Below are 25,514 nucleotides of genomic sequence, written 5' to 3' on the forward strand. Positions count from 1 at the left end.
ATAAATATTTATAGGGTTAGTGCTGCATCTAACTTTTCTTTTAGGTCATTTGACAGGTTCGGTAATAATTGCAAGCGCGCTAACTGTGCTTTCATCAAGTCACTATAAGGCTGAGCAAAACTTTTAAACTGAATTAGCGGCGTTAATAACCTAGAGGCTATTTGCGGGTTGATGTCATTAAGCGCTGCTATGTTATCTGCTAAAAACGCGTATCCCTTACCTGATGCACAATGGAAATACTTTGGGTTGTGCATGACAAAGGCATTAATTAGTGATCTCGCCCTATTAGGGTTTTTCAAACTAAATAATGGATGCTCGGTTAATTGGGCTAAACGGTTAAAGATATTGTCATTAACGAGGCTAGCTGATAAGGAGAACCATTTATCCATCACTAACGGTGTTTCTTGCCATTGTTGTTCAAATAACTGCATTTGCGTGGTAAAGCTTGCTAAATTATATTTGGCGCTGCAATGTAAGGCCGCCAGTGAGTCTGTCATGTTGTCTGCTGTGTTAAATTGCTGCTCAACCAGCGCTTCGTGCTGCTCCAATGAGGCTAAATAGTGCAAGCAAACATTTTTTAAAGCTTTATTGGCCACAATTTCTGCCGTTGAAATATTCGCTGTTTCAGCGTTAGCACTTCGCAAAACAGCCTGACAACCATGCAACCTTGCTAACAGAGGTTGCTCTATTCCTTTTGCAATAAATAATGTTAGCTTTTCTAGGGCATTCACTAAACTGGCTGGGCACACTTGGTCAATACTGTCGGCCGACTCATCAAAACTCGGCAATACTAGCTGTTCAGCGATAAAGGCGGCGTCTTCATCTGCGGTTAAAATACCAGTAAAACAGGTTAAAAGGTGTTGGGGTATGACGAAGTTAGGGTCTAAAGTAAGCGATTTAATATAAGACATTAAGAGTTTTTGCCCCGCATCCCATCGACAAAAACTATTGTTTGCTTTAGCCACTATGGTAAATAAGTCTTGCTCGTCTTGAGCAAAATTGACTTTTACCGGGGCACTAAAATCAGCTAATACTGCTAGGGTTGGTTTTGCTTTTATCCCCTTAAAATCCCAGCTTTGCATATCTTGCGTTAATTCAATCAAATGCTCTTGTACGGTTGTTAAGCCATTTTCTACTGTGATCAACTCAAGTTTAATTGGTATATGCAGTGCCTTAGGCGCTACTTGTTTTGTTGTTATAGGTGACTGTTGTGCCAAGGTTAAGCGGTAAGTATCATTTTCTTGAGTAAAGCTTTCACTGACGCTTATTGATGGCGTGCCTGATTGACTATACCAACGTTTAAATTGTGTTAAGTCTTTATTTGAAGCGTCGCTCATCGCATCAATGAAATCATCACAAGTCACCGCCATACCGTCGAAACGTTCAAAATATAAGTTCATCCCTGCCCTAAAGCCATCTACCCCCAACAAGGTATACAGCATGCGGATAACTTCAGCGCCTTTTTCATAAACAGTTAAAGTGTAGAAATTATTCATTTCCAATACTTTTTCAGGGCGTATAGGGTGCGACATTGGGCCTGCATCTTCAGCAAACTGCTGCGAGCGTAATAGCCGAACATTTTGAATACGCGTTACCGCGCTTGAGTGCATGTCGGCACTAAATTGTTGATCACGAAAAACAGTGAGCCCTTCCTTTAGGCTCAGTTGAAACCAATCACGACAAGTAACTCGGTTACCGGTCCAGTTATGGAAATATTCATGGGCAATAACTGCTTCAATATTAAAGTAATCACTATCAGTTGCGCAGTTTTTATCTGCTAAGACATATTTACTATTAAAAACGTTCAAGCCTTTGTTTTCCATTGCGCCCATATTAAAAAAGTCGACGGCAACAATCATATAAATATCTAAGTCATACTCTAAACCAAACGTTTGCTCGTCCCACGCCATTGATTTTTTTAACGACGCCATGGCATGTTCCGCCTTGTGTAAATTGCCTTTATCCACAAAAATCTCTAAGGCAACCTCACGGTTTGAACACGTAGTAAAAGTATCCGTTAGTAGGTCAAAATCACCGGCAACAACTGCAAATAAATAACTCGGTTTTGGGAAGGGGTCATGCCAGGTGACAAAGTGTTTATTATTATCAAGATCTCCTTGCTCAATAACGTTACCATTAGACAATAGATAAGGGTATAAATTTTTATCTGCAATAACTTTTGTGGTGAAAATGGCCATGACATCTGGTCGGTCTAAATAATAGCTGATGCGTCGAAATCCTTGAGCTTCACATTGTGTGCAAAAAGCATTGCCTGACTTAAATAAACCTTCTAATGCAGTATTTTCAACAGGATTAATTTCGGTAACAATAGTAAGTTCAAAATTATTTTCCGTTGTTGTCAACGATAAACTATTGTCTGTTAATTGATATTGCTCAGGTGACAACACTACATGGTTAATAGCAATAGATCGTAAGGTTAGTTGCTCACCGTTGAGCACTAAGGCGTCGTTGTGCTTACCTTGGCGAGTCACCGTCATTTTATTGGTAACTTGCGTTTGCGTATCGTCTAAGTTAACTGTTAAGTCGACCGTTGCAATGGTAAAGGGTGATGGGCGGTAATCTGCTAAAAAATGTGCTGCATGTTCAGTCATAAAATGTCCAACTATCAAATGTGGATAACGTTACCCTAGTACGGGTAAATTCAGTAAGATTTATTAATCATTACGAGCAAGATCAAGCTTTTTAATTTTAAAGCCTGTATATGCATATAAGATTGCGATAAAAGGATTGATTAAGTTAAAAAAGCAATAAAAAATATAGTCGTAAGAGCTTAGAGCCAATGCACCAAACATAAACGCCCCACAGGTGTTCCAAGGGATTAACGGCGAGGTGATGGTACCAGAGTCTTCTAGTGTGCGACTCAGTACGGTAGGGTGAAGCCCGCGGCGCTGATATTCTTCTTTAAACATTCTACCTGGCATGACAATAGCCATGTACTGATCCGCAGTAATTAGGTTAGTTCCAAAGCAAGTCACTAAGGTGCTACTTATTAAGCTACCAATAGATTTAGCTGTTTTTAATATGGTTTTAACAAACTTCGCTAACATACCAAGACGCTCAAGTACTGCACCAAAACTTAAGGCACACATCACTAGCCAAACAGTATTAAGCATACTAGACATGCCACCACGACTTAATAACTTATCAATTTCTTCGTTGCCGGTATTAACCACAACCCCATCAAAAAAAGCAGTCCAGATCACAGTAACGTAAGCCGTGCTATTGGTAATACCTTCTTGTGCTATAGTCATAATTAATTCTTGTTGAAAAATACCTGACCAAATACCACCAATAATTGCGCCAATGGCAACCGCTGGAAATGCTGGCATTTTTTTATAGGCTAAGGCAAGTAATATAAATAACGGGATTAAATTTAAGGCTGATATGTTGTAAGTAGACGCTAAAGTGGCTGTTAATGCTTGAATACTGTCTGTGCCTTCACCACTGTTAGTTGAATGGTTAAAACCTATGATTAAAAATAAAATTAACGCAATAACAATTGAAGGTATGGTCGTCCATAACATGTAACGAATATGGGCGAATAACTCACTGCCTGCGACGGCGGGTGCTAAGTTTGTTGTTTCAGAAAGTGGAGATAATTTGTCACCAAAATAAGCCCCTGAAATAACCGCACCAGCCGTAACCGCACTAGACATTTCAAAACCATTGGCGATACCAATACAAGCAACCCCTACAGTTGCTGCCGTTGTCCAAGAGCTGCCGATGCTCATAGCAACAACACCACAAACAATACAACAAGCGGCATAGAACCAATTAGGATCTATTATTTGCAAGCCATAGTAAATCATTGTTGGTACTGTTCCAGACAATAACCAAGTGCCGATTAATGCACCAACTGCGAGCAGTATTAGCAGGGCGCCAAGTGAAATGGAAATACCATTAATAATTGCTTTTTCAATATCAGCCCATTGGTAGCCATTTTTCAGGCCTATTACAATCGCCACTCCCATAGCCAGCAAAAGTGCTATTTGATTTGGCCCAAAAGATGAATTATCACCAAAGTAGGAAACTGAAGCCGTAAGCATGATGACCAGTGCGATCAAAGGAATAACGGAATCGAGCATGCTGGGTTCTTTTCTGTCTAGTGAATTTTTATTTTTTAGAGGCGCTTGATTTGACATACGGGGCAACTAACCTTTTATTATAGTTTTTATATTAATATTAAGTTTTAATCTTGGCATTTTATTTCTCGGTATCTAACCTGTACTCAGCTTAAGCTATTTTCACTGACTTGAAATAATTAACATTACTTTATACAACACGCTAGCTTGACAGTTTTCTTAATTCAAAGCCAATTTCTCTGCAATAGCGCGGCTATTGCAAGTAAGTTTAACAATGGCGTTAGGAAAAATAGCTACTAGAGATACGCTTATTAGGCCGAGCTAAGGTTATCTATATATTGTTTATTAATTTGTTAAGAATAGCCAATTTATAAGTAAAAAAGCCGCCCTCAGGGCGGCTTTTTTATTTTACACATTACTATTTTATATGGGTTGTTTTTTAGCTAATTTACCTAAATTAACCCAATCAAAGGTGATGCGAGCTGTTTCATCTAAAAACGGATCAAGTTCATCTAACGCTTCTGGTAAATCTTCTAAATCTTCCACTGGTTTTTTCCCCATACTCACGAGTCGCTTATTCGTTCTTATGAGGCGTTTTTGTTTTCGCTCTTCACGCTTTTGTTTACGCTTGGTTATATTTAATGAAATAGATTTGTCATCTTTTTCGGCTTTGTAAGTTTCAATATCAGCAAGTAAGTAATTAAATTCGCTGTTATCTTTAATTCGCGCTTGGTACAAAGATGTTAAATAGCTGATATCATCACTAACATCATGCAATTTAACGTAGTCTGCTTTATTTATTTGATCCCAAGGCAATGCGTTTTCTTCTTTACTTTCGCCCCAATCTTCTGGGTCTACTGCAGTAGGAAAGGCAATATCAGGCACAACGCCTTTATGTTGTGTGCTACCGCCATTAATACGGTAAAACTTAGCGATAGTGTATTGAATGCTGCCAAGGGGATTCTCATACAAGTCATAGACACGCCCTAAACCGCGGTGCTGCTGTACTGTACCTTTACCAAAGGTATGCTCCCCTACAATAATACCGCGGCCGTAGTCTTGAATAGCAGCAGCAAAAATTTCAGAGGCAGAGGCGCTATATCTGTCAACCATAACGGTTAACGGCCCATCATAATAACTAATACCATCGGTATCTTGGTGAACATCAACTCGGTTAGCACCATTTCTAATTTGTACCACTGGCCCCTTATCAATAAATAGACCTGTCAGTAATGTGGCTTCTGGTAAAGAGCCGCCACCATTACCACGCAGGTCAATAATAATGCCCTGCACTGCTTGTTTTTTTAGTTTTTCAAGTTCTTTTTTTACGTCAGTAGATAAATTATTATAAAAGCTGGGAATCGTAATGACCCCTAACCTTTCACCACTTTTATCTGTCGCAACTTTAGCGGTAACCTCAGCTTTACTCTTGTCTGTTTTAGCACTGCTATCATCAACACTGTCTTTATTTTCAGTTTTTTCAAGGCCGCTATCTTTAAAGTAAATTGCTGATTTTGCTGCTTTGTTTTCTAATTTTATTTTGTCTCTGACAATGGTAATGACTTTAATTTCTGAAATATCGTCAGACTCACCTGACAACACTTGAAGCCGAACGGTAGTGCCTTTAGGGCCTTTAATTTTTTCAACTACATCGTCTAAACGCCAACCGATAACATCCTCAAAGTCTTTATCAGCTTGTGCTACGCCAACAATACGGTCTTTAGGTTTTAAGCCTTTTGATAGATCAGCAGGCCCACCACTAACAACACTTTGTATAACGGTATAATCTTCTTCTGCGCGCAACACTGCACCAATGCCTTCTAATGATAAATTCATTTCCATTTGAAAGCGTTCAGCATTGCGGGGCGATAAATACGAGGTGTGAGGCTCAACAACGCGTGCAAAACTATTCATGACCAATTGAAAAACATCTTCACTTTCGCTTTGTTTAACACGTTTGATCGCATATTTATAACGTTTTGTTAGTATTTCTTTTGCTTTAGGCCAGTCTTTGCCGGTTAAAAATAAATTTAAGACGTCTGATTTAACTTTTGTTTTCCATAATTTGTTAAGTTCAACCGTTGACTCTGCCCAGGGGGCATCTTCGCGATCATAAAAGTAAACATCATCTTTATTGAAGTCAAACGGTGAGTTTTTAGATTTTTCGTCTTCTGGGTAGGTGCTGATCACCTCTGAGTTAAGTAACTCGAGTGCATATTCGTAACGTTCGACACGACGCTTCATATTTAAATTGTAAATATCATAAGCAGCTGTCAGTTTTCCATGGGCGAAAACATCATCAAAGCCTTCACTATATTTTTGTAATTGAGCAATATCTGCTGCTAAAAATATATTACGTGAATAGTCTAATTGTTTAATAAAACGTTCAAATACTGCCTGTGAAAGTGAATCACCAATTTTTATTTTTTTATAATGACCACGTGTGAATCTTGCTGTAATACGCTTACTTGCTGTGACGTGTTGGCTTTCAGGAGCCAGCACTGGTAATACTAACTCTTTCGCTTTATCAGCAAATGCAAAAGCATTGTAGCTCGCTATTGAAAAGCTTACCGATAAAGATACGGCAAGTGCTATACGACAAATTTTTTGCATGCACACTACTCCAAACTATGATTAATCAAGCGGTAATTAACTAAACGGTCATTAATATTGATACTGAATGACTTGAACGGGATTACGAATATATATTTTGCATTTTTGTTTTAATGGTCATGCCTGATTCAAGCTGAACACTAATGTCTTGCCCTGCAATTTCAGTAATCGTTGCATTCATAGGAGCATTACCTAACTGAACTTTTACTTCACTACCTACTTTAATGGTAGTTGAATCCACTTTTTTCAATGGGGGTAAGTCTTTTTTTACTTCTTTGCGTTTCGCTGACTTAACAGACTTAAACTTAGCAGCGTTGCTTTTAACGCCACTGCCAGTGTTGTTGTCAACTTTGGTTGTATTGGTTTTGGCTGAATCACTTTTAGCTGTTTTTTTATCTTGTGGCTTTTTAGCGGCAACTTTTTTGCCAAACTTCTCTTGGCTTTCTTTTAATGTTTTACTGGCATAGTTTGCTTGTTCTTCGTCAATTTCAGCAGCATCATTGCCGTTTATATCAACACGAAAAGCACCTACCTTTATCGCCTTTAGGTAACGCCAGCTGCTGGTATAATGTCTTAAGGCTTGACGTAAGCGAGTTTTACTCACGGTTTCATCATCACTGAGTTGCTCAGCTAAATCTTGAAATATCCCTACTTTCAATGGTTTGACAGGACCTTTAACAGAAAAACATTGGGGAAATTTTTCTGCCAAATAAGTAATGATGTCTTTAGTGCTTATACGTTTAATTTCAGTTTCCATAAATACAACTTTTATACAGTTTCAGTTAAGTAGTTTAAATTAATAATCTTGCGTTTGTAGGTGTTGGTCTCTATTTTCTAAGATATTACGACACCAATCATATATATCATCAGATTCTACGTTGGGTAGGTCTTCTTGCCCAATCCAATTATCCCATATTAAAGCGAGTAATTGCTCTAATACTTCGGTTTCTATGTCTTCTTCCGCTAAGTAATAGAATGTATGGTAAATTTCATTGATTTTCTCAACGACCAACTCTTCTTGTCCGTCCCAATCACCAACAATTTCTTGCGAGACTAAATAGTCATGTATTACTACAAATTCTTTCATTAGATTACTTTGAGCACTTTGTGAGTAAACTTTGTTCAAATACCTTTACTATCGCTTCTAAACCATTTTGATCTGCTTGGTCAAAGCGTGCAAACTCGGTACTGTCAATGTCTAAAACCGCTATTATATCACCGTTGAGTTGAACTGGAATAACAATTTCAGCATTCGTTGTTGCATCGCAAGCAATATGACCATCAAATTGATGAACATCCTTTACACGTTGCGTTACTTTTGTTTGCGCTGCTACGCCACATACACCGGTTCCCATCGGGATTCTTATACAGGCAACTTTGCCTTGGAATGGCCCTAAAACAAGCGTTCCGTCCACCACGCGGTAGAATCCAAGCCAATTAACTTGATCTAAGGCGTCAAAAAGTAAAGCGGATATATTGGCCATATTGGCGATAGGATCTGTTTCATTACCAATTAACGCTTTGGTTTGCGTTAATAACTCTTGATAAAATTCTGCTTTATTTACCATGTGATTAATCAATAATATTGTCCAAATACGCTACGCTAGCATCAAAAAGCACTACCTTAGCTTCAAAAAGCCTTACGATACCCCGAAAGGCACATTAATTAAAGCTTTTATCCATCTGATGGTTTAATTAATACTAATGCATCACTCATTAATCGCATATTTAACCAAAACACTGGCATTAATCTCTTGACTACCAACTTGAGAGCCATGGCCATAGGAAGAGTCTATTTTCATTGCTGAGCTATATACCGCTCTGTAGTGATGACTACTTGTTTCTTGCACATAGGTTAACTTCCCTAAGTGTTGGCCTGTTTGTTCAGCAATTTGTGCTGCTTTTGCCTGTGCTTTTTTAAGGGCTAAGGATAGCGCTTTTTGGTAGTATTTTTCGCTATCAGCAACTGACATACTTAATGGCGAGATTCGATTAACGCCTATTTTAATAATTTTACTTAGAAAATGGTCATAGTCGTCAATCGTTGAAAAGTTAATGCTAATGTTTCTGCTTAATTCAAAATATTGCGGCTTAACCTGGCTTACGTTATCAGGACTATTAGTCCCGAGCATCACTTTGCTTTTAGGGTTGTTCGGTAAGTTTTGTTTAACTTCTATTGCTTGTACGTTTACGTCATTCTCGTTTTTAATAACACGCAAAGAGACTCTAGCTGAGTTAATATTAGCTAACTTAATACCTAAACTAGTTGCTATATCGATAACTTGATTACTTTTATCATCAACCACAGCCCTAATTTTATTAGTAAAATACCCTTGTTCTGTTATTCCTATTGATAAAGAAAAAACATCGGGCTGTGCTAAAACACTGGCTTGCCCTCTTACTTCTATACCTGATTTTTGCGTGTTTGCTAACACAAGGCTAGGTGAAATGAAAAGAACACATAGACTGACGGTACAGGCACTCAGTAAACGTGTATTTAAGAATGTAAACATGTTTTTTCCTTTTTATTTCACTTGCTCTATTACTGACTCTCTTTGCCCCCCATTCTGCCATTGGCGATTGAACTGAGTCAATGCGTTAACTTGTATCAAAGTATTAATCACTCGTGTTAATTACTTGCTTCTATGCTTTTGCTAGTGTGGGCATTGTGTTTGCTAATAGCTATTAGCTGGTACACGCACCCACCCTTCCATTAATACTCTTGCGCTGCGGCTCATACTCACTTTATTAACCGTCCAATTGCCTGATATTTCTTCAGCTTCAGCTCCTACTTTTAAGGTACCTGACGGGTGCCCAAAAGTTACCTTGTCGCTTGCTTTTTCACTGCTGCTTCCTGTGGCAGCACGTGCGACAAGCGTACCTGGTATGGCGGCGGCGGTTCCTATGGCAACCGCTGCTGTTCCCATCATTGCATGGTGTAATTTACCCATTGATAAAGCACGCACATGTAAATCAATTTCACTTGAGGAAATTGGCTTGTTGCTTGAGGTAATATAATCTTGGGCAGGTGCCACAAACGCAATTTTAGGAGTGTGTTGGCGGTTTTTAGCTTCTTCGAGTGTTGAAATTAAACCCATTTTAATTGCACCATAAGCACGAATTGTTTCAAACCGCGCTAGCGCAGCATCGTCGCTATTAATGGCTTCTTGTAATTCAGTACCGGTATAGCCAATTTCATTCGCATTTAAAAAAATGGTTGGAATACCTGCATTGATCATAGTCACGTTCACTGAACCGTGTGCGACAATATCCGTTGGCAGCGTTAGCTTATCAACAAGGTTTCCTGTTGGAAACATGGCTTCGCTTGGGTCAACGGGTGCAATAAACTCTACCGGCACTTCTGCGGCTGGGAATGTAACGCCATCGAGTTCAAATTCGCCAGTTTCTTGTACTTGTCCATTACAAATGGGTACTTGGGCAATAATTGTTTTTGAAATATTTTTTTGCCATATACGCACAGTGCAAACACCATTGTCAGGAATACGGGTGCTATCAACTAAACCTGAATATATGGCAAATGATCCCACTGCAGCGGTAAGGTTGCCGCAATTGCCACTCCAATCAACAAATGCTTTATCAATAGCAACTTGGCCAAATAAGTAATCTACATCGTGGCCTGCTTGTGCTGACTTAGCTAAAATAACGGTTTTACTGGTGCTTGAAGTGGCTCCGCCCATGCCATCTGTTTGTTTACCGTAAGGATCAGGGCTGCCGATAACACGCAGTAACAGCTTATCACGTGGCTCGCCTGGTACCTGACAAGTTTCTGGTAGATCTGTTAAATTAAAAAATACCCCTTTTGATGTACCGCCACGCATATAAGTTGCCGGTATCTTTACTTGGGGGGGATGTGTTTGATGAGAGTTTTCACTTGAAGCTGCAGACATTAGGCTACCCTTATATTACGATATTTTACTAGTAAAGTGGCGCTTGTGCCGTTCACCAGCATGCGCCTTTATTTATTATGTTACACCACTAACGCGGCTAAACTACGCTGATAATTTACAAGTTCAACCTTACTAGGTAAGGAACTTAACTGTATTTCATAGTGGAAAGCGCGATATCAACTTTCATTAATCAGCGCTTTCCTAAATAAAACAAGCTAATAAGGCACTTAAGTTGTAGATTCAAGAAAGTCGTTAGCAAACTTTTGTAATACACCACCAGCGGCATAAACCGACGCTTCTTCTGCTGTGTCTAACCGACACTTCACTGGAATGTTAATTTGCTCACCATTGCGACGTGTCATTACCACTGTCATTGGCTCACCGGGCACCATAGCGTTGGTGTTTGCGTTTTTAACATCAAAGGTTTCACTCCCGTCTATTTTGTAAGTATGTCGCGTTTCACCTGGGATAAACTCAAGCGGTAATACCCCCATACCCACTAAGTTTGTTCTATGAATACGCTCAAAGCCTTCGGCTATAATAACTTCCACACCGGCCAGACGAACCCCTTTTGCCGCCCAGTCGCGTGATGAGCCTTGACCGTAGTCAGCCCCAGCAATGATAATGAGTGGCTGTTTACGTTGCATGTATGTTTCAATAGCTTCCCACATGCGAGATTCTATGCCCTCTGGCTCAATGCGCGTTAACGAACCTTGTTTTACTTCACCGTTATCATCCTTGCACATTTCATTAAACAACTTGGGATTAGCAAAGGTTGCTCGTTGGGCAGTTAGGTGGTCACCACGGTGGGTTGCGTATGAGTTAAAGTCTGCTTCAGGTAAGCCCATTTTTTCAAGGTAAGCGCCTGCTGCACTGTCTAACTGAATGGCATTAGAAGGCGATAGATGATCCGTTGTGATGTTATCGCCAAGTACCGCTAACGGTACCATGCCCTTCATGGTGCGAACACCGGCGATTGCGCCTTCTCCTTCTTTATTCCAGTAAGGTGGGCGACGAATATAAGTACTGGTTTCATCCCATGCATACAGTGGGCTTTTGGCAGGTTCAAACGCACCTAAGTCAAACATGGGGGTGTAAATTTTTTTAAATTGTGCAGGTTTAACACTTGCCGCCACAATAGTATCTATTTCTTCATCACTGGGCCAAATGTCTTTTAATGTAATGTTGTTGCCCTTTTGATCTTGCCCTAAAATATCTTGTTCAATATCAAAACGAATAGTACCTGCAATGGCATAAGCAACAACTAAAGGGGGTGACGCTAAAAATGCTTGTTTAGCGTATGGGTGAATCCGGCCATCGAAGTTACGGTTACCTGATAATACCGCTGTCGCGTATAAATCACGGTCTATTATTTCTTGTTGTATTTTGGGGTCTAATGCACCAGACATACCATTACAGGTGGTGCAAGCATAACCAACAATGCCAAAGCCAAGTTTTTCCATTTCAGTAAGCAGTCCAGCATCTTCTAAATAAAGTTTGGCAACTTTTGACCCTGGTGCAAAGGACGATTTAACCCAGGGTTTACGTACTAGGCCGAGCGCATTAGCACGTTTGGCAATTAACCCTGCGGCGATTACGTTGCGCGGGTTAGATGTATTAGTACAACTGGTAATGGCGGCAATAATAACGGCGCCATCAGGTAATTGACCGCTGGCTTCTTGCGCTTTACATGCGGCTAAGTCTTTGGCAATATTTCTTGCTGTTAGGTCTGTTGTTGCTAAACGACTGTGTGGGTTAGAAGGTCCAGCTAAATTTCGACTTACGGTTGATAAGTCAAATTCAAGTACCCGTGGGTATTGTGCCTCTACTAAATCATCTGCCCAAAGGCCTGTGTGTTTTGCGTAATGTTCAACTAGGGCTACTTGCTCAGGCTCACGCCCCGTCATTTTTAAATATTCAATTGTTTGCTCGTCAATATAGAACATGCCAGCAGAGGCGCCATATTCTGGCGTCATATTGGAGATAGTAGCTCTATCCCCGATGGTTAATGACCTAGCACCTTCTCCAAAAAACTCTAAATAAGCAGAAACCACTTTTTCATGACGAAGAAATTCAGTGATGGCTAAGACTATATCGGTCGCAGTAATACCAGGTTGACGTTTACCTGTTAATTTAACACCAATAATGTCAGGTAAGCGCATCATTGACGGACGACCTAACATGACAGTTTCGGCTTCTAACCCGCCAACACCAATAGCAATAACACCTAACGCATCAATATGCGGTGTATGGCTGTCGGTGCCAACACAGGTGTCTGGAAAGGCAACTCCGTCACGCAACTGAATAACAGGTGACATTTTTTCTAAGTTAATTTGATGCATAATGCCATTACCGGCCGGGATTACATCAACATTTTTAAAGGCTGTTTTGGTCCATTCTATAAAGTGAAAACGGTGTTCGTTACGTCGGTCTTCTATGGCGCGATTTTTCTCAAAAGCGTCAGGATCACACCCAGGTGCTTCCACCGCTAATGAATGGTCAACAATAAGTTGTGTTGGCACCACAGGGTTAACTTTAGCCGGGTCCCCCCCTTGTTCGGCAATGGCATCACGCAGTCCAGCTAAGTCAACTAAAGCAGTTTGCCCTAAAATATCATGACAAACTACGCGAGCAGGATACCAAGGGAAATCTAGGTCTTGTTTGTTTTTAATTATTTGCTTTAACGAGTCAGTTAAACTTTTCGGCTCACAACGACGTACTAACTGTTCAGCTAATACACGTGACGTATAGGGAAGTTTTGCATAAGCGCCGGGGCTAATATCTTCTATTGCGGATCGGGTGTCAAAATAGTCAATATTGACGCCATTAATGGTATAATCAGGGAGTGGTTTTCGGTATTCGTAATTCATAATTGAGTTCCTAAAAGAAATGAAACTCGAATAGCGATTTAAATCGCTATTCGATACGCGTCGCGCGGCGCTACTATCTTTTTGAAATAGCGACTACTTTACGTGGCTCTGCGCCAACATAATCAGCTGAAGGACGAATAATGCGGTTATTAGCGCGTTGCTCCATCACGTGTGCTGCCCAGCCGGTTAAACGTGAACAAACAAAAATAGGGGTAAATAATTTGGTTGGAATACCCATATAGTTATAGGTTGACGCATGAAAAAAATCAGCATTACAAAAGAGTTTTTTGGTATCCCACATAAACTCTTCGCACGCCACTGAAATATCATAAAGCGTCGTATCACCGTTTTGAACAGCAAGTTTTTCTGACCACGCTTTTATGATGACATTACGTGGATCAGATGTACGATAAATAGCGTGACCAAAGCCCATAATTTTTTCTTTGCGCTCAAGCATACCCGCCATTTGTACTTTTGCGTCCTCGGGTGATGTAAACTTTTCAATCATCTCCATTGCTGCTTCATTAGCGCCACCATGTAAAGGCCCACGTAATGTGCCTATAGCACCGGTGACACATGAAAACATATCAGATAAGGTTGAGGCACAAACACGTGCTGTAAAAGTTGATGCGTTAAATTCATGTTCTGCGTATAGAATAAGTGATACATCCATCACACGCTCATGTTGCGCTGACGGGCTTTCTCCCTTGAGTAAACGTAAAAAGTGTCCACCAAGTGACGCTTCATCACTCATGCAGTCTATTTCTTCCCCTTCATGTGAATACTTGTACCAAAAACACATAATCGCTGGAAAAGCTGCTAACAAACGATTTGCTGCTTTATTTTGTTGTGAAAAATCCGTTTCTGGCTCCACATTACCTAAAAAAGAACAACCGGTACGCATAACGTCCATCGGGTGAGCATCTTTTGGGATCAGCTTTAATACATCTTTCAGGGCTTGGGGTATATCACGCATTGCTAGTAATTCAGCTTTATATTCAGCTAATTCATTTGCGTTAGGCAGTTCGCCGTTAAAAAGTAAAAAAGCGACTTCTTCAAAAGTGGCGTTTTCTGCTAAATCAGCAACATCATAACCACAATATGTTAAACCGCTGCCTGATTTTCCTACTGTACATAAAGCTGTTTCGCCTGCGCTTTGGCCACGTAAGCCTGCACCACTTAATTTTTTATCAGCCATTGTTTTCTCCTCATTAATATCGCTAGTTTCTTATTTATCTATTTGTTTATTCGTCTAAAATATAGTCTGTAGGTTATAATAATGTGACTTTATTTATTCTTACCTTCTGCAAATAGTGAATCTAATTTTTGTTCATAGTCGTGGTAACCTAGGTAGTCGTATAAATCCATACGGGTTTGCATGTGAGCAATTTCAGCTTTTTGGTCGCCATCACTAAGCAAGGTTTTATAAACTGATTCCGCGGCTTTATTCATTGCTCTAAACGCCGATAAAGGATAAAGCACCATAGCACAGCCCCATTCACCTAATTGCGCTTTGTTCCAAAGTTCAGTTTCCCCAAACTCTGTAATATTAGCTAATACAGGAACATCTAATGCTTGCGTAAATGCTTGGTAATGCGCTTGGGTTTTCACTGCTTCAGCAAAAATACCATCAGCACCAGCGGCAACATACGCTTTAGCACGTTCAAGTGCTGCTTCTAAACCTTCCTGTGCGAATGCATCAGTTCTGGCCATAATGAAGAAGTCGGGGTCAGTACGGGCATCTACAGCAGCACGAATACGATCAACCATTTCTTGGGTTGAGACAATTTCCTTATTAGGACGATGCCCACAACGTTTTTGAGCAACCTGATCTTCAATATGTACTGCAGCTGCACCAGCTTTTTCCATATCACGTATTGTTTTAGCAATATTAAAAGCCCCGCCCCAGCCAGTATCTATATCAACCAATAAAGGGAGAGAGGAAGCACTGGTAATGCGCGTTACATCGGCAATAACGTCATTTAATGACGTCATACCTAAATCAGGTAAACCATAAGACGCATTAGCAACACCTCCGCCTGACAAGTAAATAGCTTGGTGGCCGAGTCGCTCTGCCATCATTGCACAATAAGCATTGATGGTTCCCACAACCTGCAGTGGTTTATTATTTGCTAATGCTTGACGAAATTTAGCACCCGCTGATATTTGCTTTGACATAGTATTTCCTCTACTTGTTTTCGTTTAGGTCTCACAGCGTTTGCTGCATAATTTTATTTTCAATGTTCTTTCTAGAGGCGGCAATATGCCGACGCATCAATATTTCAGCTAACTCACCATCTCGATCACAAATGGCTTGAATTATTTGCGAATGTTCATGAAAAGCGCGACTTGCTCTTGGGCTGTTCATGCCAAACTGACAACGATACATACGGACCAAGTGATATAACTGACCGCAAATCAAATCAATTAATTGTTTATTATGGCTACCTAAAATTACTTTGTAGTGAAAGTCTAAATCGCCTTCTTCTTGATAGTAGGCTATGCCATCTTTAAGATCTTGCGTTTGGCTATGTAGTGCAAGCATCGCCTGCATCTCAGCTATTTCAGCATCCGACATATTAACAGCCGCTTGACGACAAGCCATGCCTTCAAGCGCCTCGCGGGTTATATAAAGCTCGATTAACCCTTCAATAGTACAATTAACGACTCTTGAGCCAACATTAGCTTTACGTTCAATTAAATGACATTTTTCCAAGCGGTTTAATGCTTCTCGCAAGGTCGAGCGGCTAATTTGATAACGCTTAGCTAATTCAGGCTCACTTATTTTACTGCCTGGGGGAATATCACCTTCAACAATCGCGAATTGCATTTGTTCAAACACTTTGTCTGCGGTGGTGACTGCGGTGGTTTGCGTTGGGTTTATTAAGTGCATGCTAGCTTGTGCCTTATTAGCTCTGATAATTGTCGACATATTTTCATTCTAATAAGAATAATAACTTACTTTCAGTGTATAGCAAGTAGACTTAAGTATTATTGTCGACACAAAGTGTATTTAACGTGGCATTGAGCTAAGCAGGTAAGCGCCAAATACTGGCTTGATTTACTGCGTACTAGGGGATTGGAGAAGTATTACTCTCGGTAATATTGTCGACAATAAGAGGTTAACAAGTAGTGTCGACTAAAAGATTGACGCTCAAGCAAAGGCTTTAGCCTAGGCAATTTAAATGATAAAAACAAAAAAGCCCACGCAATACTTAACTATTGCGTGGGCTTTCTAATTTTCACATTTCGTACACTTATTTACCGAAAATAAGTGGCATCCCTAAGGGGATTCGAACCCCTGTTACCGCCGTGAAAGGGCGGTGTCCTAGGCCTCTAGACGATAGGGACACTGAATTAACAATTAGCTATAATTATTAATAAAAACTATCTACCAGATCACTCTGGTGATTTAATTTCCAATATTATTGCATAATATGAAAATTAAAACTCTACACTCTTATTTATTTTTCTACTAAGATAACTCTTTTCAAAAAATTCAGTATAAGAAAACTGATTCACTTTTTATATGCACTTTCTTATATAAAAAAGAAAGTGGCATCCCTAAGGGGATTCGAACCCCTGTTACCGCCGTGAAAGGGCGGTGTCCTAGGCCTCTAGACGATAGGGACACTAAAACTGGTAAATTACCAATTCTGAACAGTGCTTATTATTTTATAAGTATAAGCAAACTTAATATTTTAACACGCGATTGTTCTCACAATGCATATTAAAAAATAGTGGCATCCCTAAGGGGATTCGAACCCCTGTTACCGCCGTGAAAGGGCGGTGTCCTAGGCCTCTAGACGATAGGGACACTAAAACTTGAAACAAGTTAAAACTATCTATTCTTTGTTAAGTTACTTATTAAATAACATAACAAAGAACCTAAATATTGGTGGAGCTATGCGGGATCGAACCGCAGACCTCTTCGCTGCCAGCGAAGCGCTCTCCCAGCTGAGCTATAGCCCCGCTTGTTTAAATTTTTATTTTATAAATAAAACATTCAAACGGTTATATTTAATAACTGGCCTAATAGCTATTAAGTATATTGCCTTATAATTATTTTTTGTAAACAGTTATAAGTGTTTTCATTATGTTTAAATGAATTTTCTTATTGAAAAAATCAAACACTAAAGTAAATGACTTAAACAATACTTAAACAATTAAAGTCTTGCTGAAAACGAGGCGCATTCTAAGCAGCGGCCTTGAAACTGTCAACTCTTTTTTTAACAAATAACGAAAAAAAAACAAAAAACAGGTTTGAGTGATCATATAAACACCAAGTTGGTTGTTTTTTACCTAACCGTTTGTTTACCTGTATAATTTATCAGCTAAAGCGCCATATCACTTCTGTAGTATTTCAACCGACATTTAAGTGATAAATAGCGAGCTTAAAGGCGCCCTGCTTTCTTTTGTTCACATTTACAGGTATTATTCGCGCACAAAATACATGATTCCTCTCTCCCATCCTAAGAGTTGTTAATAAAGAATGCAATTGAACGAATTAAATATTGTTGCTATTGGTGGCGGCCATGGTTTGGGTAGAGTTTTATCTACTCTTTCTTTTATGGGTGACAAACTAACAGGTATTGTTACCACTACTGATAATGGCGGTTCAACAGGCAAACTCAGAAAGCGCAGTAGTTCTATTGCCTGGGGTGACTTGCGAAATTGCTTAACCGAGTTGGTTGATAGTGACTCTATTGGTAGCCAGCTATTTAATTTTCGTTTTGATGGCAATGATGAATTAGGTGGGCATAACTTAGGTAACCTTATATTATACGGTTTAGGTGAAGTACAGTCTCGTCCCTTAGACTCAATTAAGCTCGTTAGACGTATATTAAGAGTTCGTACGCAAGTATTACCAATGTCTGAAACCCCTACGGATTTAATTGCTTTTTACCCACAAGGGCGTTGTCGTGTGGGCGAGCTTTCAGTCGACGATATGCCAATAATGCCTAAAAGCTTAATGTTAGCACCTTTTGTAAAGTCGATAGAGCCTTGCATAAACGCAATTAATAATGCTGATCTTATTATTTTAGGTCCGGGTAGTTTTTTAACAAGTATAGTGCCCCCCTTGCTCGTGAGAGATATTAGTAATGCCATCGCCAATAGAAAAGGCCACTGTGTTTTTATTGACAATATCGTCTTAGAAAATAGCCCTGCGGCAAACTTATCAATTGATGAGAAGCTAACTTGGATCCATGAAAATATAGGCTGCCTGCCTATTGATAGTGTTATCTGCCAATCGCGTGAAGCAAAATCAGACAAAGTCAATATTATTTGTCGTGATTTAGCGCACAGTAAAGTTCCTCATCATCATGATAAAAAGAAACTTATTAGCGCATTAGAAGCGTGTTTAGTAGAGACTGCTACGGCGTTCACTAACAAACAGAAACGCTAGAGGGTTTAATAGCCAATGGTTAGGCAACCAAGCTAACCATTGCTATACAGGTTTTTTTGGTGTTATATTTTCTTCAACACCGACTGTTTATCCTCACTGATACGGCTAGCGACCGCCCCTTTTTGATCTCTGTATTTCGCATCAAGACGCTTGTTATAAGGGCGCACTGAACTTGATGACATGGTTTCAAAGTTAAGTGCTGCTATTTGCATTTTTGGTCGTAATGCTAATGGCAGTTTGCCTGAATTAAAAAACTCTAAAACAATTTGTCCAGACCAACCTGGGTCTATTCTATGGGCTGTGACATGTACCATTAAACCCAATCTGGCCAGTGAAGAGCGACCGTCTAACCAACCAACAATATTGTCAGGTAAGGTCACTGACTCATAGGTAACTGCTAATGCTAACTCCCCAGGATGTAAAAAAAAGGCATCACCGTCAGCAATGATAATTTCATCGCTCATCACTGAGTTCATCGCCTGTTGCATTTCAGCTTTTGGACCACTTAAGTCAATGTAAGGTGCTGCATGAGCTTGAAAGACACGAAATTCATTCCCTAAACGAATATCAACGCTCACGCCTGAAATCATGGAACTGTCAGGGGTAGGTGAAATTACTATTTTCTTATCTGCAAGGTGTTGCTCTATATCTTTATCGCTTAATCTCATAATGTTTTTTCTTGTATTATCTTTGATGTTATTTACTTGTATTCTGACTATAGTTAAGTACAAAAGGCTACGCTGGTTAACTAAATGCACCGAACATAATCGTTTAGCTACTGGTTTGTGCTTTACCGTGCTATTTGTCTGTATAGTCGACTGTTGCTGTTAATGGGCTCGCGTTATCAAGTTGCAGAAAAAGCTGCCCTGCCATGTTACGGGCTATTCTACGGTACAAGGCTGCTATATCGCCAGTGCTATTTTCAATGATATCTGAGCTACCAAAATCTGCATCTTGGCGAATATTTATATCAAGTGGTAATTGGCCGAGTAATTGCGTCTGTTTACATTCAGCCATGTCTTTACCACCTGCTTCACCAAAAACATGGCTTTTATGACCACAGTTATCACACAAGTGATAGCTCATGTTTTCAATAATCCCCAACACCGGCACTTGTACTTTTTCAAACATGGCAACACCTTTGGCAGCATCGATTAACGCCATATCCTGTGGTGTTGTTACAATAACTGCGGCTGCAACAGGTACTTTCTGTGCCAGTGTTAATTGAATATCACCTGTACCTGGTGGCATATCAATAATTAAATAATCAAGTTCAGGCCAGGCTGTTTCATTCAGTAGTTGGTTAAAAGCGCCACTGGCCATTGGACCACGCCACACGGTTGCATCCGACTCATCAACAAGAAAACCTATCGACATAGCGTGTAGGCCATGCGCAACAAGCGGCTCCATTAGTTTGCCGTCATTAGAACTTGGCTTCACTCCCTTTAAGCCCAGTAATGTTGGAATGGATGGACCATAAATATCGGCATCTAAAATACCCACTTTCGCGCCCTCGGCTATCAGTGCATAAGCAATATTTACTGCTGTTGTCGATTTACCAACACCACCTTTACCCGACGCTATTGCAATAACATTTTTAATATTGCTCACTTGAGTATTCAGGCCAATTGTTCTCACAGCCTTTACCTCAAGTTTTACTTGTATTGTCACTTGCTCGCACAGAGAGCCTGATAAACTCAGTGCAATAGCCTCTAATTCACCCTGACAGGGAAATGGCATGGTTAATGTCACTGTTAGGTGGTTTGCTTGTTCACTGTCAATCTGAAAACTTGTACACACAGCAAGCACTCCTTGAGGGAAGTTACTTGACCGATACACTGTTAATGCTTCTTCTATGACCTGTTTATTCTCTTGCAATGTTAGCGCCCTTTTATCTGAGTTATTAAAGGTGGCAGGCGTAAGCGCTTGAACAATATTTTCTGTTTTTATGGCTTTTTTCTTGCTGTTTTTCTTATTGAAGAACTTACCGAACATATTATATAACCCATACTAGATTAATTATTTGAGTCTAAACGTTAAATTCTGTACTATTGCAGCCATTATTGCCATCAAAATACGTTATTTATTCATGTCTATCGCTATTTCTTCGCAAACCTTACCAAAAAAACGCAAAATTTTAGTTACTTGTGCATTACCTTATGCCAATGGTTCAATTCATTTAGGTCATTTACTTGAACATATTCAAACGGATATTTGGGTTAGATTTCAACGAATGCGTGGCCATGAAACTTATTTTGTCTGTGCTGATGATGCTCACGGCACGCCGATAATGTTAAAGTCACAAGAGTTGGGGGTAACACCGGAAGCAATGATCAGTGCTGTGCGTGAAGAACACATGGCAGACTTTGCTGATTTTCACATCAGCTTTGATAATTACCACACCACTCACAGTGAAGAAAATGAAGCTTTAGCAAGCGATATTTATAATAAACTCTATGCCAAAGGCCATATAAAAACACGGGTAATATCACAACTTTACGATCCTGAAAAAGGCATGTTTTTACCTGACCGTTTTGTCAAGGGTACTTGTCCTAAATGTAAATCAGAAGACGAAAATGGTGACAGTTGTGACAGTTGTGGTGCTACGTATTCACCTACAGAGGTAATTAACCCGCGTTCGGTGGTTTCAGGCGCAACCCCCATATTAAAAGACTCTGAGCATTATTTTTTCGACTTGCCTGCTTTTGAAGGCATGCTAAAAGAATGGATTCGTAGTGGTGCTTTACAAGAGGAAATGGCCAACAAGCTTTCTGAATGGTTTGAGCAGGGATTAAAGCAATGGGATATTAGCCGTGACGCCCCCTACTTTGGTTTTGAAATCCCAAATGCTCCTGGTAAGTTTTTCTATGTTTGGTTAGATGCACCTATTGGCTATATGGGTAGCTTTAAAAACTTATGTAACAAACAACCTGACATTGACTTTGATACTTTTTGGGCAGAAGATTCTGACGCTGAGCTTTATCACTTTATTGGTAAAGATATCATCTACTTTCACAGCTTATTTTGGCCAGCAGTGCTTGAAGGTGCGGGCTACCGTAAACCAACGAGCGTTTATGCTCATGGTTTTGTTACCGTTAATGGTGAAAAAATGTCTAAGTCGAAAGGCACTTTTATTAAAGGTCGCACTTACTTAGAGCATTTAAACCCTGAGTATTTACGCTATTATTACGCTGCTAAGCTAACAAGCCGTATTGATGATTTAGATTTAAACCTAGAAGATTTTGCACAACGCGTAAATTCTGATTTGGTTGGTAAAGTAGTGAATATAGCCTCTCGCTGTGCTGGTTTTATCACCAAACGTTTTGATGGCATGTTATCAAAAAATATTGATAACCAAGCCCTAGCTGATGAAGTCATGAATGCTGGTGACAGTATTGCTGCACATTATGAGAGCCGAGATTTTGGCCGAGCTATGCGCGAAATTATGGCACTAGCAGACAAAGTAAATGAATACATTGCCGTAAAAGAACCCTGGCAGTTGATTAAAGACGAAACAAAACAACAAGAGGTACAAGATATTTGTTCACTCGGTATCAATATGTTTCGCACCTTAATGATTTATTTAAAACCCGTGCTTCCTGTGCTTGCTGACAATACCGCAGCGTTTTTAAATGATGAATTAGTATGGAGTGGCCATAAAACTCTATTAACCGATCATAAAATTAATAAGTTCAAAGCCTTATTACAACGAGTAGACATGGATAAAGTAAACGCTATCATTGAGGCTTCAAAAGATAATTTATCTGGTACTCAATCAGAAGAAAGCAAAAAGCCCAAACATAATAAAAAAGCAACAACCGCTAAGGTCGAAGACAACAGTGCTGCTATAGCAAACCCATTAGCTAGCGATCCGATCAGCGAAGAAATTCAATTTGAAGATTTTGCAAAAATAGACTTGCGCATTGCTAAAATTATTAAGGCAGAGCATGTAGAGAAAGCCAACAAACTGCTCAAACTGACCTTAGCGCTAGACAATGAAGGCGTTGAAACTCGTCAAGTATTTGCCGGCATAAAATCTGCTTATCAGCCGGAAGACTTAATTGGTAAAAATACCGTCATGGTGGCTAATTTGGCCTCACGTAAAATGCGTTTTGGCTTATCAGAAGGTATGGTATTAGCCGCAGGCCCTGGTGGTAAAGACTTATGGATATTAAATCCAGATGATGGCGCACAACCAGGCATGCGAGTAAAATAAACGCAGCGCTAACGTTGGTCACTTCACCTAAACAATGTGTAGAATATAAAAACAGATGCAAAAAGATAATGTATAACAAGGTGTAAAGGCATTACGCTATTTATACCTTGTTATCCATAAAAGCCAAAAACAGGCCGAACAAACCAATAAACACTGAGCGTAAGTATGTTCACAAAACTAAAACGTTTATTAAACAATACACCTGCTTCCTTGCTGATTTTAATTGCTATGTTTATTGGTTTAGTTGTTGGCGCAAGCACATCAACAGTTTATCCTGGCGTAAATGAAATAGCCGATGCTTTTGTTATGCTTTTACAAATGACGGCATTGCCTTATATCGCCTTGTCATTAATCATTGGGCTAGGTAGTCTATCTGCGCATAGAGTTAAAGGCGCAGTGAAAGGCAGCTTGGCAATAGTACTTGCCTTAACCGCTACGGTACTCTTCTTTATCTTGCTTACTCCTATCGCCTTCCCTAACTGGGTCAGTGCCGACTTTTATAGTTCAAATACCATACAAGCTGCACAAGAACTTGACATAATTAAGCTGTTTATTCCGACCAACCCCTTTTATTCCTTTGCACATGGCTTAATTCCTAGTGTCGTCATGTTCAGTATCCTCATGGGTATTGGGTTAATGCAAGTCAGAGCAAAAAAACAAACCTTAATGGCATTAATAGGGCTTAATAACGCCGTAATTAATGTGAGTTCCATGGTAATAAAGTTAGCGCCTATCGCTATTTTTTGTATTGCACTTCGCGCTGCTGCAACCATAGAAAGTACACAAATTGATGGTTTGATGGTTTATATTGCTTCAGTTACTGTTTTAGTCTTATTGTTAGCTTTTTTAATACTGCCGGCTATTATTGCCATTATTACTCCATTACGTTATGCCGATATATTAAAAGCTTCACGTGAAGCCATGATCACCGCCTTCGCAACAGGTAGTTTTTTTATTGTTATTCCGCTAATTGTAGAAAAAACTAAAAAATTGATTGAGCGCATGCCCGCGCCTAGTAGCCATTTGCACAAAGATGCTACCATGGCGCCAAGTATCATTGTTCCCATTAGTTTTAGTCTACCGGTAGGTGGCAAATTATTAGCGTTGTTATTTGTTTTATTTGCTGCGTGGTTTTCTGGTTCTCAAGTTAGTACGAGTCATTATGTTTATTTAATAACCGCTGGCTTACCTCAGTTATTTAGCTCAAGTACAGTGGCTATGCCTAACTTATTAGAAATATTTAACGTGCCTAACTCCTTGTATGAATTATTCCTTGTCTCAGAAAACTTAATTGTTGGCCGTCTTAACGCATTACTTTCTGTCGTTTTTTCATCAAGTTTAGCAATTTTAATTGCAACAAGTATGCTTAAGCAGTTAACTTTTAAATGGTTTAAGTTTAATAAATACTTGGTTATTTTGCCGGCAATTTCAATTATTGCATTTCTTTCTCTTCGCTACACCTTTGACAATATAAGCTATCAATACCAGGGTTATAACAAATTTATTGAGCGAGACTTTGTCTTATTTAACACCCCTAGTACCGTACTTAAACAACCTGAAAACATCAGTGAAAACTCCCTGCCTAAGCTAGGTGTGTTAGCAAGAATAGAAAAAAGAGGCTTTATTCGCATAGGTTATTTTAGAGACGACTTACCTTATGCTTTTCATAATAATCAGGGTAAACTGGTTGGCTTTGACATTGAAATACTTAATTTACTCGCCGACGACTTAGGTGTAAACATAGAGTTTGTGCGCATTTTTCATAAGCAAGCACAACCGTTACTCTCGTCAGGGTATTTAGATATGACAACTGGTATCCCTTTGCTGCCGGTTAATATGAAAAAGTTTACCTTAACTACGCCATATAGCACGCAATCACTTGCTTTTATTGTTAAAGACAAACGTCGCAGTGAGTTTAGTGACTGGCAAACTATTTTTAACAATGAGCAACTCATTATTGGTATTCCCGAGCTCTACTACAGTGAAAACTTGGTAAAACGTTACTTTAAAAATGACAAGGTTTGGGAGATTTCAACCCCACGGCTGTATTTTAAAGAAGAGTATAAACATATTGACGCTATGCTTTTTGGTGCCCCCACTGCCTCTGCCTGGACTTTACTTCACCCAGAATACACAGTAATTAGCCCCAAACCGGCACGGGCACCTTTATCAATGGCCTTTGCAATTAACAATGAAGATATAGCATTTGAAATATTTATGCGCAACTGGATCCAAATAAAAAAACAAAACAATACCATTGAACATTTATTCGAATACTGGATTGCAGGGAAAGAATAACCTCCCTACTTGGTGCGATTACAGCTATCGCTAAGTAGTAACCTAGCTATTCGCTTTTTTATTATGATACAGAGGTGAAGTTCACTGCGATCACACTAA

Annotated in this window: 17 protein-coding genes and 4 tRNA genes; 3 read left to right on the forward strand and 18 right to left on the reverse strand. The window is 39.6% G+C overall.

What is annotated here, in order from left to right; genetic code table 11:
- Nucleotides 1–8: 8 nt before the first annotated feature.
- From pepN to AC0UA9_RS01445, 16 genes are all read right to left on the reverse strand, one after another.
- Complete coding sequence (gene pepN / locus AC0UA9_RS01370) at nucleotides 9–2,612, reverse strand: aminopeptidase N (protein ID WP_475655936.1); 2,604 nt, start codon at nucleotides 2,610–2,612, stop codon at nucleotides 9–11.
- A gap of 63 nt (nucleotides 2,613–2,675) precedes the next feature.
- The gene (gene nhaC, locus AC0UA9_RS01375; RefSeq protein WP_475655939.1) at nucleotides 2,676–4,163 is read right to left on the reverse strand and encodes a Na+/H+ antiporter NhaC; all 1,488 of its coding nucleotides are present in this window, start codon (nucleotides 4,161–4,163) and stop codon (nucleotides 2,676–2,678) included.
- Nucleotides 4,164–4,526: 363 nt separating this feature from the next.
- A complete protein-coding gene (gene prc, locus AC0UA9_RS01380; RefSeq protein WP_475655941.1) occupies nucleotides 4,527–6,716 on the reverse strand; it encodes a carboxy terminal-processing peptidase in 2,190 nt (729 codons plus the stop codon).
- An 82-nt stretch (nucleotides 6,717–6,798) separates the two neighbouring features.
- Complete coding sequence (gene proQ, locus AC0UA9_RS01385; protein WP_475655943.1) at nucleotides 6,799–7,473, reverse strand: RNA chaperone ProQ; 675 nt, start codon at nucleotides 7,471–7,473, stop codon at nucleotides 6,799–6,801.
- Between the two features lie 39 nt (nucleotides 7,474–7,512).
- Entirely contained in the window at nucleotides 7,513–7,803 is a 291-nt protein-coding gene (locus tag AC0UA9_RS01390; protein ID WP_475655946.1) for a hypothetical protein, read from the reverse strand.
- A gap of 4 nt (nucleotides 7,804–7,807) precedes the next feature.
- Nucleotides 7,808–8,284 carry a GAF domain-containing protein gene (locus AC0UA9_RS01395; protein ID WP_475655948.1) on the reverse strand — a complete coding sequence of 159 codons (477 nt, stop codon included), beginning with the start codon at nucleotides 8,282–8,284 and terminating at the stop codon, nucleotides 7,808–7,810.
- Nucleotides 8,285–8,425: 141 nt separating this feature from the next.
- On the reverse strand, nucleotides 8,426–9,229 hold the full coding sequence (locus tag AC0UA9_RS01400) for an SIMPL domain-containing protein (protein WP_475655950.1): 804 nt from the start codon (nucleotides 9,227–9,229) through the stop codon (nucleotides 8,426–8,428).
- A gap of 162 nt (nucleotides 9,230–9,391) precedes the next feature.
- Nucleotides 9,392–10,624 (reverse strand): 2-methylaconitate cis-trans isomerase PrpF, encoded by a 1,233-nt coding sequence (gene prpF, locus AC0UA9_RS01405; RefSeq protein ID WP_475655952.1) that lies wholly within the window; start codon nucleotides 10,622–10,624, stop codon nucleotides 9,392–9,394.
- Between the two features lie 227 nt (nucleotides 10,625–10,851).
- The gene (gene acnD, locus AC0UA9_RS01410) at nucleotides 10,852–13,494 is read right to left on the reverse strand and encodes a Fe/S-dependent 2-methylisocitrate dehydratase AcnD (protein WP_475655954.1); all 2,643 of its coding nucleotides are present in this window, start codon (nucleotides 13,492–13,494) and stop codon (nucleotides 10,852–10,854) included.
- Between the two features lie 73 nt (nucleotides 13,495–13,567).
- A complete protein-coding gene (prpC, locus tag AC0UA9_RS01415) occupies nucleotides 13,568–14,692 on the reverse strand; it encodes a bifunctional 2-methylcitrate synthase/citrate synthase (protein ID WP_475655958.1) in 1,125 nt (374 codons plus the stop codon).
- A gap of 89 nt (nucleotides 14,693–14,781) precedes the next feature.
- Nucleotides 14,782–15,660, reverse strand: a complete 879-nt coding sequence (gene prpB, locus AC0UA9_RS01420; protein WP_475656176.1) for a methylisocitrate lyase — start codon at nucleotides 15,658–15,660, stop codon at nucleotides 14,782–14,784.
- A 43-nt stretch (nucleotides 15,661–15,703) separates the two neighbouring features.
- The gene (locus AC0UA9_RS01425) at nucleotides 15,704–16,387 is read right to left on the reverse strand and encodes a GntR family transcriptional regulator (protein ID WP_475656180.1); all 684 of its coding nucleotides are present in this window, start codon (nucleotides 16,385–16,387) and stop codon (nucleotides 15,704–15,706) included.
- Nucleotides 16,388–16,769: 382 nt separating this feature from the next.
- Nucleotides 16,770–16,845 (reverse strand) — tRNA-Glu (locus tag AC0UA9_RS01430).
- A gap of 205 nt (nucleotides 16,846–17,050) precedes the next feature.
- A tRNA-Glu gene (locus AC0UA9_RS01435) sits at nucleotides 17,051–17,126 on the reverse strand.
- 109 nt (nucleotides 17,127–17,235) lie between these two features.
- Nucleotides 17,236–17,311, reverse strand: a tRNA-Glu gene (locus AC0UA9_RS01440).
- A gap of 79 nt (nucleotides 17,312–17,390) precedes the next feature.
- Nucleotides 17,391–17,466 (reverse strand) — tRNA-Ala (locus AC0UA9_RS01445).
- A gap of 520 nt (nucleotides 17,467–17,986) precedes the next feature.
- Between AC0UA9_RS01445 and AC0UA9_RS01450 the strand changes: the two genes are divergently transcribed.
- Nucleotides 17,987–18,901 (forward strand): gluconeogenesis factor YvcK family protein, encoded by a 915-nt coding sequence (locus AC0UA9_RS01450; RefSeq protein WP_475655959.1) that lies wholly within the window; start codon nucleotides 17,987–17,989, stop codon nucleotides 18,899–18,901.
- A 62-nt stretch (nucleotides 18,902–18,963) separates the two neighbouring features.
- Here AC0UA9_RS01450 and dcd read toward each other — a convergent pair whose 3' ends face one another.
- Nucleotides 18,964–19,569, reverse strand: a complete 606-nt coding sequence (gene dcd / locus AC0UA9_RS01455) for a dCTP deaminase (protein WP_475655961.1) — start codon at nucleotides 19,567–19,569, stop codon at nucleotides 18,964–18,966.
- A gap of 130 nt (nucleotides 19,570–19,699) precedes the next feature.
- Nucleotides 19,700–20,896, reverse strand: coding sequence for an iron-sulfur cluster carrier protein ApbC (gene apbC / locus AC0UA9_RS01460; protein ID WP_475655962.1), 1,197 nt, complete (start codon nucleotides 20,894–20,896; stop codon nucleotides 19,700–19,702).
- Nucleotides 20,897–20,990: 94 nt separating this feature from the next.
- Here apbC and metG point away from each other — a divergent pair, with 94 nt between their 5' ends.
- The gene (gene metG, locus AC0UA9_RS01465) at nucleotides 20,991–23,117 is read left to right on the forward strand and encodes a methionine--tRNA ligase (RefSeq protein ID WP_475656182.1); all 2,127 of its coding nucleotides are present in this window, start codon (nucleotides 20,991–20,993) and stop codon (nucleotides 23,115–23,117) included.
- 165 nt (nucleotides 23,118–23,282) lie between these two features.
- Entirely contained in the window at nucleotides 23,283–25,415 is a 2,133-nt protein-coding gene (locus AC0UA9_RS01470; RefSeq protein ID WP_475655964.1) for a cation:dicarboxylate symporter family transporter, read from the forward strand.
- Nucleotides 25,416–25,514 lie beyond the last annotated feature (99 nt).

The organism is Colwellia sp. F1, from assembly GCF_056238625.1.